Origin of the sequence: Chryseobacterium indologenes (assembly GCF_001295265.1) — a bacterium.
Taxonomy (GTDB): domain Bacteria; phylum Bacteroidota; class Bacteroidia; order Flavobacteriales; family Weeksellaceae; genus Chryseobacterium; species Chryseobacterium indologenes_A.
This window is the reverse complement of record NZ_LJOD01000005.1, coordinates 38,156-50,555: the sequence shown is the minus strand read 5'-3', so window position 1 is coordinate 50,555 and position 12,400 is coordinate 38,156. Positions and strand designations below refer to the sequence as shown.

The window sequence follows — 12,400 nt, the reverse complement described above, 5'->3', positions numbered from 1 at the left end:
GGGGCTTTTTTAATTCTTCTCCGGATTAAATTTATTCAGGAAAAGAAAAACGGCAATTCCGGAAATAGAAGATAGAGTTGTACTCAGAATAAAACTTCCGATGACATACTGCAGCAGATTGTTTTTTACCAGCTCGAAATTGAGCTCCTCACTTAGTATATTGCTGTCACCCTGTACAAACGGAGCTCCTAAAAAAAGAGAAGCTGCAATGATAAAAGGAATAAAAGGCGGCAGACTCACATTGGAAGCCACAAATGCCAATACCTTATTCAGCTTAAAAAGAACGGATAAACTGATCACCAAAAGGGTTTGGAATCCCCAGAAAGGAGAAAGCCCGATGAATACTCCTAACGCAATAGAAAAAGCTTTTATCCGGTTGCTTCCGTCACTTTCCAGAACATCTTCCTTTATAAATCTTTTAAAGCTTTTTTTTTTGAAATTATTCACGAAGTTTCTCGGAATAATGTAAAAAAGGGTAATGGTTACCAGAATGGTGTTCAGAATGCTGATCCTTGTAAAATCCTTGAACGGCCTGAAGTGGGAAACCCTTTCTGCAGGATCATACAATACTTTTACCGGGACGTTCTTTACCGGAACATGTCTCCAGGCTGTTCTTACAATAATTTCAATCTCAAATTCAAATTTGGGAGTAAAGTATTTTTTCGGAATTTTAAGCAGGGGATATAATCTGTATCCGGACTGGGTGTCTTCCAGTTTAATCCCGGTCTCAAACCAGAACCAGAAATTGGAAAATCGGTTTCCGAAGCTGCTTTTTTTCGGAATGCCGTCCTGAGACATATTACGGTTTCCGATCAGAAGAACATCTTCTTTTTCCCGGAGCAGGGCCTCAACAAAAACAGGGATATCATCCGGATAATGCTGGCCATCTGAATCAATCGTTATGGCATAATGATATCCGAGTTCCTTAGCTTTTCTGAAGCCGGTTTTCAGGCCGTTTCCTTTTCCCTGGTTCTCAGCCAGAGTAATAACCGTAATCTGCGGATATTGGGCCAGTATTTCCGGTGTAGCATCTGTAGAACCGTCATTTACCGCAATAATATTTTCGGTGTAATCCAGGACACCGTCTATCACTCTTTTCAGAGTTTTTTCATTGTTATAGGTAGGTATTAAAACACAGATCTTTTTTTCATAGATTGCATTTTGTACTTCAGGAAAGGTCATGGTTTTATTTTAAAGATGCTTTTTCAGTATCTGAGAAAGACCTGGACTGCATGGCAAACTTTTTAATATAGTTTTTAAGCGTTGCATTCTGCTTACTGTAATGATCAATAAGGAAAGCTTTATCATCTTTCATGCTGCCGCGGTATCCTACAATTTTAGGAATATTTTCCTGTACGCTTAACCGGATCAGGCGGAGCTCAATATTATTCGGATTGTTTTTAATGATGCTTTCAAGGCTGGTTGCCCCGTTTTTTACGAGTGCCTTCCTGTTCTTTTTGGTGATTTTAGCCTCCATAATCTGGGCAGCTGCCTTATAGCCGGAAGTAACCGCATCGGAACCGGACTGCTTTTCTGCCATATTGATGAACGCTTCCGTATTGGCGTTGGATGAGTTGGCCTTCGCATAGCTGTTTCTCAAAGCTTCAAGATCAGTCTGAAAGAAAAAAATAAAGGCCGTTACTAAAGAGAGTATCAATTTCATGAAGTTAATTTTTTATAGCTTACTGTCATTTTTAATGCAATAGTCTCGCCAAAAGAAGTGATGTTTTTTACTTTAACATCTGTTTCATCTTCGGAAATATCCAGCTGAAGTTTCAGATCCGGGGTCTCAAAAGGATTGATAATTGCCATGAATTTTACATTCGAAGCCATTTTTAAAAATAATGCTGAGCTGGTGAATTCTTCAGTCAGTTCTTTTACAATCTGCATCATACAGACTCCCGGGGTCACCGGATTTCCCGGAAAATGTCCTTTAAAGATATCATGTTCCTTATGCAGGCTGATATAGGCTGTAAAACTTCCGTTTTCTGCCTTTTCATAGGATTTTAAAGTATAAAAGTCTGTAAGTAGCGTTTGCATGATTTTATTTTTTCAGATTAAATGTATAGTAGAGTCCTGTCTGGAAAACTACATTATAATGGTTGTTGTTATAGCCTTCTATAGGAATAAATCCTTTTTTTACACGGGCTTCAATACCCAGATTGGGGGTAATGTCATAGCCTACGCCGGCAGTTATTCCAAGGTCTACTTTATTTTGAGGATCAAAATTCTTATTGTCAAGTACGAATTCCAGAGTTGGGCCTGCATGTACATTAAACTGCTTGAAATAAAATTTATTCACAAGCTGAAATCCTAAGTATGATACAGAAAGTTTTGTTCCGTTCCAGTTATTTACATTGGTGTCTATTTCAGCTCCCTGTCTTGAGTAATTGATCTCAGGCTGAAGGGCATAAAATTTCGTAAAGCGGATATTTCCTAAAAATCCGATGTAAAAATCCGTTTTTGTTTTAAAATCCAGATAAGGTTTGGCTGCATTAGGAAACTCTTCTGCGTAATAATAATTAAACTGTTCGGTGTTGGAAAAATGAGAAAAATTGGCACCAGCCCTGATTCCCGGGGTGAAAATTACCTGTGCAAAAGACAGGGCCGACATCAGTACGAATGATAAAATAATAAGTTTTTTCATGGCTAATCAGATTCTGTTTCTGTTATTTGGTATAGTTTTATATTGATTTTGAAATCCTTGTGCTGAAGGTTCAGACTGTCTGCGAAGATATGTTTTTTTGCATCAAAAGTGAAATCGATTTTTTCCTTGTTGTTTTTCGTATACACAATCTGCTTCAGCAGGCCGTTTTCTTTTCCGAAGAAAAGATAATAGGCTTTATGATCCATCTTAGACAGGAATATTTTTGAATGGTCATTCTCAAAAGTTTCATTTACGGGATACTGTTTTCGCAGAAGCTCCCGGAAGTCGTTCTTTAAGAAATTGATGACAATTTTTTTATCCAGATCAGGAAGAACGTAATTCAGTTTGAAATCATTTTCAGAAATCTCGAAATCAATTAATTTATTTCCGAAATCCGAAGTCATGGCAACACGATGGGTTGTTTCATCCAGTTTTTTGATGATCAGAATGCCACTTACGTGATTTTTATAAATATCCATCTGGCATTTGTAGACATAGTCTTCACCGGAAGAAAAATACAGATTTTCTACTTTCTGTTCTGAATCTGAAACAGGTTTTGCCCCTGTAAGCTGATAGGTTTTACAGGAAATAAGCAGCATGAAAACCAGACTACAGACTAAACTCTGACGCAGCAATGGCAGCATTGATTTTGGTATTTTTGAAAACAATATTGGTGGTATCACCTGAAGCCTCTGTCATATTAACCTGTGAAACCGTAGATTGGTTTTTAGGAAAATGAAGTTCAATCTGTTTGATATATTTCAGCAGTTGGGCAGATTTTGGAATAAAGCGGGCAATGTTAAAATTCCCGTTCTTGAAATAAGCTACCGTAAATTCCGGATCATTGAACATTTTTCCGTTTGAACTTCCCACAATCAGCTTATTGATTTTCTCGAATGTTTTGCTTTTGGCGTCAACAGAAGATTTTTTCCCCTGGTCATTGATGAAAATTTTATTGTCTTTAAAAACAATGCTGTACTGATAGGGTTTGGTATATCTCCAGCTTAGCATATTGGGTGTTTTCAGAGACATTTTTCCATAAGTAACGATGCTTTTGTCCAGAAAATCCATTTTCTTGGTCTGGGTGAAATCACTCTGAAGGGTCTTGATTTCCTTAGCCTCAGATGAAACTTTAGAGACAAAGGCTTTCGCTTCTGCTGCAGACATGGATGTATTCTGTGCAGAAAATAAAGCAGAAACTAATAAAAGTGTTCCAAAAGCAATGTTTTTAATCATTTTTCTTTGATTTTATAAGAGTATCAACGGTAAAAGTTGAATATTTTTTATCCTTCAAAAATAACAATAAATCAGCCAATACCCGATACGTTTTTTCAGAGGTATCATGAAGGAGGATGATACTGCCTTTTTTAAGGCCTTTAGTTACTCTTTGGTAGATCTTCTTTTCGTTATCAATAATTGTATCCAGTGAACGGACATTCCATCCGATGCTTTTCTTGCCTGTTTTTCGTATGGCTTTGGCGATATTCGGATTGGTAACCCCGAAAGGAGGCCTGTAGAGATCTGTTTTAATATTTCCGACTTTCATCATAACTTCATCACATTTTTCAATCTCTTCTGTCATTTTGAATGTTGACAGGAAGCCCGTTGAATTGGAGTGGGAAAATGTATGATTCCCGATTGTATGCCCTTCAGCAATAATTCTTTGGAAAATTTCGGGATATTTTTCTATTTGTTTTCCAATGCAGAAAAAAGTGGCTTTCACTTCATGTTCCTTCAGGAGATCGAGAAATTTAGGAGTGAATTCGGTTGGACCGTCATCAAAAGTCAATGCCGTTTCCTTAATCCTTGTTCTTTTATGTGTGATGCTGTTAACGAAATAGCCCAGCTGAATAGTAAAAGAGCCCCAGACCACGACGGCAGAAAAAGCCAGAAATCCGGCCAGATATACCCATAAGCTGCCCTGGAACGCATAAATCATTACGTTGCAGAAAAGATAAAAAAGTATAAATGGATAGTGTTTCACTGTTAAATCATTACTTATTTTTAAGTTTCAGCATCAAAATTACTGAAGGTTTACTAGCGATAAAAATCTTTGATGATGTAAAATTAAAATCTAAGCTCTTTCCAGAAGTACCAGGCTATGATCTTCCCCAGCCAGATGATTATAAAGAAGGACATTCCTGATTTCTCCTTTTTTCTCCGAATTAATCATCATTACGTCCGGAATCTCCTGCTTTTTCAGAATATGGCAGGCCATAAATGTTGAAAAACCGCTTGCAGTGTTGAATTCTCCGCTCAGATGCTTATAATACAGTAATGATGAGGCCGGAAAAAGTTCAGCCGCTTTATGATAATATTCATCTGATTTCGCATCGCCGCTGAATCCCAGGATCACCACATCAATATCTTCGTTTTTTATCTTATTTTGAGCCAGAAACTCTTCAATAAAAGTTTGGGTTTTATCCAGATCCACTTGGCTGCTGATCTGAATGTTTTTAAGCTGGGCGTATGTGCTTTCTGTTTTAGATTTTCCCAATACAAAAAAAGCGGCACCTTCACCCCAGATTACTCCATTGCTTTGCGAATGAAGATAATGGGCAGGAAGGTCTTCTTCTTTTTTAATGGTGTTGTTTAAACAGTATAGCTCCATTGTTCTGCCGGTCTGTTCATCAGTAGATCCTGCAAGAACATTTTCCGCTTCCCCGTCATTGATCTGGAGTTTGGCATCCAGAAATGAAAATTCCAGAGAAGAAGAGGTGTTTACATACGTGAAATTATAAGCGTGGCACTGCAGGCCTAACGCAATCTGCCCGGCTACGGTATTGTGTGTTGATTGTATGAAGAATGTAGGGGTAAGGAATTCTTCGTGATTATCGATTACATTTTTCAGAAACTTTTCAGAATCCTGGGAACAGCCCATTCCGGTGCCAACAATAATGGCGTCCGGCTGCTCAATTCCGGCTTCTTTTAAAGCATAATGAGACGCTACGGAACTCATTTTTACTGTTTTGGACATTCTCCTGATCATCGCAGGAGGAATAAATTCTTTATAATTGGGATCAATTGCTTTTAATGTCTGAACCGAATCTTCAGGTTGGAGGTTCTGAAAAAAATCCTCTTTTAAAGTATCCTGAACAGAGATGCAGGATGCACTGTTGATGTAAACGGCACTCATGATTTTGAAAAGATTAAAGTAGAACAGTTTCCTCCGAATCCGAACGAATTGGAAAGGACATGATGAATGTTTTTCTCTTTCAATTCAGTAACTGGCGTAAGGTCAAACTCTTCCATTTTGGTTTTAAAATTCAGGTTCGGGAAAATAATTCCATGCTGCATAGCCAGAATAGAATATACGGCTTCAATACCTGCTGCTGCTGCCAGTGTATGTCCGGTAAATGCTTTGGTAGAACTGAATTCAGGAACCTGCCCTTCACCAAATATCCTGATCATGGCAATTCCTTCCGAAAGGTCGTTATTAGGTGTTGCTGTCCCGTGAACGTTAATATAGTCGATGTCTTCTTTGTTCAGACCTGATACTTTCAGCGCCTGCTGCATCGCCAGAAAAGCTCCCTGTCCGTTTTCCGAAGAAGCGGTCTGGTGGTGTGCATCATTAGCATTACCATATCCCGAAAGATAAGCAAGAGCCTTTTTGTTTTCTTTTTTCACCACCTCATCAGATTCAAGAACAATATACGCGGCTGCTTCTCCCAGGTTCAGACCTTTTCTGTCGTTGTCGAAAGGCGTATTGTATGAATCGGTAAGGATCATCAGCGTGTTGAATCCGTTCAGGGTAAATTTTGAAAGAGAGTCTGTTCCGCCAACAATGACGCGGTCCAGCACTCCGTTCCGGATGAGTTTTGCACCCATCATAATGGCATTAGCTGCTGATGAACAGGCAGTACTGATGGTAGAAACCATCCCTTTCAGTCCTAAATAATCCGCAATGGCCAGCGAGGAGTTTCCCGCATCATGAGCATCAATGTATTTTTGCTTTTCAGGAAAGTCTTCGTAAGAGTAGAAATATTTTTCAGTAACATCCATCCCGCCTACGCTGGTGGAAGAGATCAGTCCGGTTCTGTATCCGTTGATATCTGAGATCCCGGCACTTTCTACAGCCTCTTTAGCCGCAATCATTCCCAATAAAGAGGTCCTCGTCACATTGTTGTCTTCAGGCAGTTGAAGCAGCTGTGCAAGCTCTTCATTGGATTTTTTTATTTCACCGGTCTTCAGCGTTCCGGCATGACGGGTTTCAAACATCTGAATGTCTGAAATACCATGCTTCCTGGTTTTCAGTGAAACAAAATTCTCCTCCACATTGTTTCCGATGGAAGAAATGATGCCCATTCCTGTTATGGCAATTTTCTGGCTCATGTTAAAATAATACAGCAATGTATGAATGTAACAGTTTATCAATTATGGATAGCTTGATATACTGCTACATTGTTATTTATTTTGTTCTGTTCTCTTCAATGAATTTTGCCATGGTATCAATAGACTGGAAAATTTCCTTTCCTTTTTTAGGATCAGATAATTTAATTCCGTAATCTTTATCCAGCAGAACAATCAGTTCGAGAGCGTCGATTGAATCAAGTCCTAATCCTCCTCCGAATAAAGGATCTGTATCGTTAATTTCTTCTGCAGAAACATCTTCAAGGTTAAGAACTTCAATAATTTTGTGCTTTAGTTCAGTTTTTAAGTTTTCCATAAGATCGTTTAATAGTGTACCAACCCTTATAATTTAAAATTGATACATTGTATTTATAGTGTTTAATTTTTTATAAGGTCAGCAAATATACAAAAGCTTTGTAATTATCGTGATAAAGTTCTGTCCATCCGCAGAGAACTTTTTCTGCTTTTCCGGATAAAAGGAGCTGTTCAGCGTAATCGTTTAAGAATTGCTCATCAAATTCCTCCAGAACAAAAAATGCATTTTCAGTCTGCATTTTGTGTCTGATGCTGATTTCCCCAACACAGATATTAGGAAGGGTATATACAAATACGGCAGGGCTCGGGAAATAACTGTCCTGGGAATTGATGCTCTCCTGGTATTTATGATCGGTATCCAGACTTGAAGAACGGTTAGCAAAGACCAGCGCAGTATGGCTGTGATCTTCGTCCTTTAAAAGCATTTCAGCGGCAAGAAAAGCCAGCTTGCTCAGGTTATCCATTTTATGAAATTTAGGATAGCTGAGTTCTAAATTTTTATACGCTTCTTTTGCAAATTCCTGAAAAGAGGTACTCTGGCTTTCAAAAATAAGGTTTTCATCAACGGTTATTTTTGAATGTTCTATGGTGCAGCGGGTTGTTTTCTTCATGGTCAGCAACATTGCTTTTTTTGCAAATATAAAATAATTTGAAATGATAGTTGCCGGGTGCTGATTTATGTGGTAGGTTATTACGCTTGTAAGAAATATTAAATTATTTTTTAAAATTTCACCTGATTGTGAGGAAATGATTATATTTCACTTGTTAAAAAACAAATGTGTACGAGAAAAAAACTAAATATAAAACAGCTGCTTTTGGTTCTCCTGGCAGTGTTCTCTATTTATTCATGTTTCCACGAAGATCTTTCTCAGCAGGAGAATCCGAAAGAAACAGCATCTGTTTCTTCAGCCAAATACGCATCGAGGAGTTTATGGAAAGAAGATGATGTATATATCAAAAAAGTACAGCAGGTTTTCCTGAAGCATGCCAATCTGGAACGTTTTAATACTACGTTTGGAGAGCTGTACTGGAATTATGCGATGAGCTTCGGCCAGTTTGGTGAAAAATACCTGCTGGTTCCTATTGTAAAAAAAGATAAGGTCGTTCTTCTGATGGAAGCGGTAAGAAAAGGAGACAGAGTCTATTTTTATAAAAAGAACGATACAGACCTTTTAGCCTTCTTCCAGCATGTACTGTATTCTAATATCATCAGCCACAGTGAAGTAATGGATGGTAACCAGGCTGCTGCTAAAGCAAAATATGTATGCTCTACAAGAACTATCGTGATAGGCTGCCTGAACGGACAAACCGATTGTGAACCGGTAAGCTATTCTCACATGGTGTGCGAATGGCAGGAAGACAGCGGCGGAGGTGATGATGGATATGAATATCCTGATCCGCCGGAGGAAAATCCTTGCGAGAAAATGAAAGCCCGTACAATGGATTCTACCTTTAAAAACAATATTACAATGTTAGAAGGAAAAACTGGAGAATCCAGTGAAAGAGGATACAGAATGGATTATCAAAACCATGGAAGAAGAATTTCTACGATTTGCAAAAGCAACTTTAAATATTTCAGGAATGAAATTATTTAAAGTTGAAGACGATGGCAATACAGAAATTTTTTTAAAGCCTAACAACAACAGAGACACTAAACCATGTAATTAAAAAAATGAAAAAATGAAAAATTTAATAATACTAATCTTAATGTTTTTTACAATAATATCATATGCACAGGAATATCCTTTATATTACAATGGCGATGTTCCAAACGGATCTTATTATAAAGATACTAATAATGAATATGATAAATATTTAGGGCTTTGGAAAGGAAGTTGGAATGGAAAAACTATATACATAGAACTTAAAAAAGTGAAACATTACTATGATGGTATCAACCCTTATTATATGGATAAAATATTTGGTGAAAGAAAAATCATTGCGGCAGATGGTAATGTGGAGACAGACAGGATAAGTAATTTTGATTTTCAAAGTCCAGAAATTAGAGGGATGGGAATCCCAACAGGAGTAAATGGAGTAAACTATCCATCCCTTATGTTTTATCCAAAAAATATGTGTAATATGTTTGCAAGACTTGTGGTGACAAATATTACTCAAACTCAAATGACTCTGCACTTGGTAGGTATGATGGGACACCAAAAGGCAAATTGTATCCACGATGCTTATATACAACAACATGGAGAATATCCCATTAATTTCCCAAAAGATATTGTATTAACTAAACAATAATAAAGAATAAGAATATTCGCAATTAAAAATAATTTAAAAGAAAAAATGAATGTAAAGGGTATAGAGTTATACAAAATAAAAAGTAATGAACCTAGCAAAATGCCCAAACTTTAATAATTTTGTTTCTTTATTACCTAGTCAAAAAATGACATTGACAAAACAGTAAGTTGTATCTAAATGAGCAAATTAAAGAGATACAACTCTTGGAAAACAAAAGGGTACAAAATGTCCATAATTTAATTCAGATACTATGAAAAATATCATACAAACTTTTATATTGCTCTCTTTCACTATGATGTTTTCTTTGAAAATACAAGGACAAGAAAAGAAGTTACAAGATACCTGGATCTCAAAGAATAATGATGTTATCGTAATAAAAGAAAAAGGCAGCAGATTTAATATTTTGAGTACGCTGGAAGAAGAAGAGCAGCTCCCTTTAAATATTACGGATGATAGCCTCAGTTTTTATTCTGAGTATACAAAAGTTGGATCAAATAAACAATATTTGAACAAATATGATTTTTTTATCAAAAGCCTAAGCAAAAAAAAATTAATACTTCGCCCTGTATCTGAATTATCAAAAGAATTTTTTGGAAATAGGGAAGAGATAACTTTTATCAGGCAGAAGTATAATATAGATTCATCAATTTCATTTGAAAAAATAGTATATCATACAACCGGTTGCCTTGGAACTTGTTCGATAATTGACTTAGAAATCGATAAAAACCGGAACATTTATTGGAATGGGGAAGTCTTGAATAATAAAGATCGATCAGGACAGTTTAAAGGACAGCTATCAGAGGCCTTATATGATGAATTGATCAATATTTTGAAAAGTTCCAACCTAAAAAGCTGGTCATTTCCTAAAAAAGAAGGACATGACGGAGCAGTAACCACCTTGATCCTCTACTATAATGGAGAAAGAAAATATTTTAAATCAATGTTTCCGCCAACTATTGCACAGCAGTTAATTGATTTTTTGTACGGACTGGATCAAAAAGTAAACGTTATCCGTACAGATAAGAAAAAGGTATTAGAAAGATAGGATATTTTTAATTCATTATACTCATAGCCTTTCTTCAATAATTGAAGTTAAAAATCAAGAAGGAATACGGGGTATTCTTCCTGATCAAAAACCTACAGATTCGTCTATCGATATACCTAATAATATTATTCTGACAAAACAGTAATTTCTATTCTAAAATAATTTCATCATAAAAATACCCTTTCAAAAATCCTGAAAGGGTATTATTTTATTTTTTCTCCAAAACAACCGCCGCATTACATCCACCAAAGCCTGAAGCTGTTTTTAAAATATACTTAATCTCTGCCTGCTGGTTTTCCCTGATGATATTCAAGGGTTCTGAAACACCCGTTTCCTCAAAGTTTTTTGAAGGAATTAATGTTCCGTGAAGGGCACTTTCCATTGAAATAATGCTTTCAAGAAGCCCGGAAGCACCCAGGCAGTGGCCGTAATAGCCTTTCATGCTGTTGAGAGGAATATGCTGAAGATTCATTCTGCTGAAAGCTATAGATTCCATTTCGTCGTTGTACAGGGTTGCCGTTCCGTGGGCAGAAACAAAATTGATCTGTTCCGGTGTTACCTCAGCCTCAGCCATCGCTTTTCTGATGCTGGCATACAGCCCGTCTCCCGTTCTGGAAGGCCCGGAGATATGGTTGGCATCATTCACCGCAGAATCTCCGGATATTTTAAACCTTAATTTTTCGTTTTCGGATGGAAAAGAGGTAATATAAACGGCTGCAGCAGCTTCACCGATATTAATTCCGTTCCTGTTTTTGTCATAAGGCTTACATGGTCCGTCTCCGATCGCCTGAAATGAGTTGAATCCGGAGATTACAAATTCTGAGAGCTCATCACCCGCAACGACAAAAGCATCTTTATATTTTCCGGTCTGAATCATATTTTTAGCAACAGCAATAGCCATTACTCCCGAAACGCAGGCATTGGAAACGACAACAGGCTTTGTAGTAAAACCGAAATAATCTGCAATCTTCTGTGCCAGCCCGGGAAGATAGACCCCTTCCGGAAGTTCAGACTGATTCTTCAGCAGGCTGATATTTCCTTTCGTGGTGGATAAAATGAAAGCTGTTTCTTTGGTAACCGGATGTCTTTTCATCAAAGGCTCAAGGCTCAGAAGAAACATTTTTTCAAGCCTTGTAAAGTGAGTATCCTCAAAACGGCTGCTGAATTCTTCTTCCAGCTTTTCAGAATCAATCATAGAGGCATAGAAAGCATCCTGGCTGTTGATGATCTTGTGTAATGCCACTCCGGATTTCCCTTCCAAAAGGGCATTCCAGTTGGAAGAAACATCAAATCCTAAGGGAGTGATACAGTTGTAGTCTGTAATATAGGTTTCCTTTTTCATGATAATCCCATTTTGTCTTTCCATGCCTGAAAAAAGTCAGGGTTATATAAGCATAAGCTTCCGTTGCTGTCTAAGAATACCTGGATGGTTTCTCCGCTGCATACCAGTTGTTCATCCTGGTTGAAAAGCTCGTACCTGTAGATCAGCTTGGCAGAGACCGAGTTGACAAAAGTGGTAACGATCCTGAAGGTTTCCCCATATTTCAGAGGAAGAAAATGTTCACACGTACTTTTTACAATAGGCGTTACATATCCGGCTTTCTGAATATCGAGATAGGTAAGGCCGTGTTCGCGTCCGAAGGCTTCGCGTCCGTCTTCAAAATAAACGATATAATGTCCGTGCCAGACAATGCCCAGCGGATCTGTTTCATTGAACCGTACCCTTACTTCCTCTGTACAGGTTAATCTGTTTTCTTTAGACTGCATTTTGTTTTATGACTGCCGGGAAATCC

The 12,400-nt window shown here is 37.5% G+C and carries 16 protein-coding genes; 3 read left to right on the top strand and 13 right to left on the bottom strand.

Annotated features, from left to right (window positions below):
• Positions 1–9: 9 nt before the first annotated feature.
• From AOB46_RS09210 to AOB46_RS09160, 11 genes are all read right to left on the bottom strand, one after another.
• On the bottom strand, positions 10–1,182 hold the full coding sequence (locus AOB46_RS09210) for a DUF2062 domain-containing protein (RefSeq protein WP_062698575.1): 1,173 nt from the start codon (positions 1,180–1,182) through the stop codon (positions 10–12).
• 4 nt (positions 1,183–1,186) lie between these two features.
• The gene (locus tag AOB46_RS09205; RefSeq protein ID WP_062698574.1) at positions 1,187–1,663 is read right to left on the bottom strand and encodes a hypothetical protein; all 477 of its coding nucleotides are present in this window, start codon (positions 1,661–1,663) and stop codon (positions 1,187–1,189) included.
• Positions 1,660–2,040, bottom strand: a complete 381-nt coding sequence (locus AOB46_RS09200) for a 3-hydroxyacyl-ACP dehydratase (RefSeq protein ID WP_062698572.1) — start codon at positions 2,038–2,040, stop codon at positions 1,660–1,662. The genes AOB46_RS09205 and AOB46_RS09200 overlap by 4 nt, the downstream gene beginning before the upstream one ends.
• A 4-nt stretch (positions 2,041–2,044) precedes the next feature.
• Positions 2,045–2,647, bottom strand: a complete 603-nt coding sequence (locus AOB46_RS09195) for a porin family protein (RefSeq protein WP_062698570.1) — start codon at positions 2,645–2,647, stop codon at positions 2,045–2,047.
• A 2-nt stretch (positions 2,648–2,649) separates the two neighbouring features.
• Entirely contained in the window at positions 2,650–3,291 is a 642-nt protein-coding gene (locus AOB46_RS09190; protein WP_062698568.1) for a hypothetical protein, read from the bottom strand.
• Positions 3,257–3,883 (bottom strand): LolA family protein, encoded by a 627-nt coding sequence (locus tag AOB46_RS09185; protein WP_062698566.1) that lies wholly within the window; start codon positions 3,881–3,883, stop codon positions 3,257–3,259. Before AOB46_RS09185 ends, AOB46_RS09190 begins: the two co-directional genes overlap by 35 nt.
• Positions 3,876–4,631 (bottom strand): polysaccharide deacetylase family protein, encoded by a 756-nt coding sequence (locus AOB46_RS09180; RefSeq protein WP_062698564.1) that lies wholly within the window; start codon positions 4,629–4,631, stop codon positions 3,876–3,878. Before AOB46_RS09180 ends, AOB46_RS09185 begins: the two co-directional genes overlap by 8 nt.
• A gap of 90 nt (positions 4,632–4,721) precedes the next feature.
• Positions 4,722–5,783 carry a beta-ketoacyl synthase N-terminal-like domain-containing protein gene (locus AOB46_RS09175; RefSeq protein WP_062698562.1) on the bottom strand — a complete coding sequence of 354 codons (1,062 nt, stop codon included), beginning with the start codon at positions 5,781–5,783 and terminating at the stop codon, positions 4,722–4,724.
• On the bottom strand, positions 5,780–6,979 hold the full coding sequence (locus AOB46_RS09170; RefSeq protein WP_062698561.1) for a beta-ketoacyl-[acyl-carrier-protein] synthase family protein: 1,200 nt from the start codon (positions 6,977–6,979) through the stop codon (positions 5,780–5,782). The genes AOB46_RS09175 and AOB46_RS09170 overlap by 4 nt, the downstream gene beginning before the upstream one ends.
• Before the next feature lie 76 nt (positions 6,980–7,055).
• Complete coding sequence (locus tag AOB46_RS09165) at positions 7,056–7,313, bottom strand: phosphopantetheine-binding protein (protein WP_062698559.1); 258 nt, start codon at positions 7,311–7,313, stop codon at positions 7,056–7,058.
• Between the two features lie 70 nt (positions 7,314–7,383).
• Positions 7,384–7,923, bottom strand: coding sequence for a 3-oxoacyl-ACP synthase (locus AOB46_RS09160; RefSeq protein WP_082377059.1), 540 nt, complete (start codon positions 7,921–7,923; stop codon positions 7,384–7,386).
• Between the two features lie 165 nt (positions 7,924–8,088).
• On the opposite strand from AOB46_RS09160, the gene AOB46_RS09155 reads away from it, so the two are divergent.
• The 3 genes from AOB46_RS09155 to AOB46_RS09145 all read left to right on the top strand — a co-directional run bounded on the left by AOB46_RS09155 (position 8,089) and on the right by AOB46_RS09145 (position 10,607).
• A complete protein-coding gene (locus AOB46_RS09155; protein ID WP_062698556.1) occupies positions 8,089–8,907 on the top strand; it encodes a hypothetical protein in 819 nt (272 codons plus the stop codon).
• Positions 8,908–8,992: 85 nt separating this feature from the next.
• Positions 8,993–9,562: a DUF6705 family protein gene (locus AOB46_RS09150; RefSeq protein ID WP_131724343.1), complete on the top strand. Its 570-nt coding sequence runs from the start codon at positions 8,993–8,995 to the stop codon at positions 9,560–9,562.
• Between the two features lie 250 nt (positions 9,563–9,812).
• Positions 9,813–10,607: a DUF6438 domain-containing protein gene (locus AOB46_RS09145; RefSeq protein WP_131724342.1), complete on the top strand. Its 795-nt coding sequence runs from the start codon at positions 9,813–9,815 to the stop codon at positions 10,605–10,607.
• Between the two features lie 208 nt (positions 10,608–10,815).
• Here the strand turns inward: AOB46_RS09145 and AOB46_RS09140 are convergent, their stop codons facing one another.
• Together AOB46_RS09140 and AOB46_RS09135 are read right to left on the bottom strand one after the other, a co-directional pair.
• Positions 10,816–11,949 carry a beta-ketoacyl synthase N-terminal-like domain-containing protein gene (locus AOB46_RS09140; RefSeq protein ID WP_062698950.1) on the bottom strand — a complete coding sequence of 378 codons (1,134 nt, stop codon included), beginning with the start codon at positions 11,947–11,949 and terminating at the stop codon, positions 10,816–10,818.
• Positions 11,946–12,374, bottom strand: coding sequence for an acyl-CoA thioesterase (locus tag AOB46_RS09135; protein ID WP_062698550.1), 429 nt, complete (start codon positions 12,372–12,374; stop codon positions 11,946–11,948). Before AOB46_RS09135 ends, AOB46_RS09140 begins: the two co-directional genes overlap by 4 nt.
• Positions 12,375–12,400: the final 26 nt, after the last annotated feature.

Excerpts from the sequence above, each read along its gene's own strand:
- AOB46_RS09210 (WP_062698575.1), bottom strand. The coding sequence starts at position 1,182 with ATGACCTTTCCTGAAGTACAAAATGCAATCTATGAAAAAAAGATCTGT.
- AOB46_RS09205 (WP_062698574.1), bottom strand. The coding sequence starts at position 1,663 with ATGAAATTGATACTCTCTTTAGTAACGGCCTTTATTTTTTTCTTTCAG.
- AOB46_RS09200 (WP_062698572.1), bottom strand. The coding sequence starts at position 2,040 with ATGCAAACGCTACTTACAGACTTTTATACTTTAAAATCCTATGAAAAG.
- AOB46_RS09195 (WP_062698570.1), bottom strand. The coding sequence starts at position 2,647 with ATGAAAAAACTTATTATTTTATCATTCGTACTGATGTCGGCCCTGTCT.
- AOB46_RS09190 (WP_062698568.1), bottom strand. The coding sequence starts at position 3,291 with ATGCTGCCATTGCTGCGTCAGAGTTTAGTCTGTAGTCTGGTTTTCATG.
- AOB46_RS09185 (WP_062698566.1), bottom strand. The coding sequence starts at position 3,883 with ATGATTAAAAACATTGCTTTTGGAACACTTTTATTAGTTTCTGCTTTA.
- AOB46_RS09175 (WP_062698562.1), bottom strand. The coding sequence starts at position 5,783 with ATGAGTGCCGTTTACATCAACAGTGCATCCTGCATCTCTGTTCAGGAT.
- AOB46_RS09170 (WP_062698561.1), bottom strand. The coding sequence starts at position 6,979 with ATGAGCCAGAAAATTGCCATAACAGGAATGGGCATCATTTCTTCCATC.
- AOB46_RS09165 (WP_062698559.1), bottom strand. The coding sequence starts at position 7,313 with ATGGAAAACTTAAAAACTGAACTAAAGCACAAAATTATTGAAGTTCTT.
- AOB46_RS09160 (WP_082377059.1), bottom strand. The coding sequence starts at position 7,923 with ATGAAGAAAACAACCCGCTGCACCATAGAACATTCAAAAATAACCGTT.
- AOB46_RS09155 (WP_062698556.1), top strand. The coding sequence starts at position 8,089 with ATGTGTACGAGAAAAAAACTAAATATAAAACAGCTGCTTTTGGTTCTC.
- AOB46_RS09150 (WP_131724343.1), top strand. The coding sequence starts at position 8,993 with ATGAAAAATTTAATAATACTAATCTTAATGTTTTTTACAATAATATCA.
- AOB46_RS09145 (WP_131724342.1), top strand. The coding sequence starts at position 9,813 with ATGAAAAATATCATACAAACTTTTATATTGCTCTCTTTCACTATGATG.
- AOB46_RS09140 (WP_062698950.1), bottom strand. The coding sequence starts at position 11,949 with ATGAAAAAGGAAACCTATATTACAGACTACAACTGTATCACTCCCTTA.
- AOB46_RS09135 (WP_062698550.1), bottom strand. The coding sequence starts at position 12,374 with ATGCAGTCTAAAGAAAACAGATTAACCTGTACAGAGGAAGTAAGGGTA.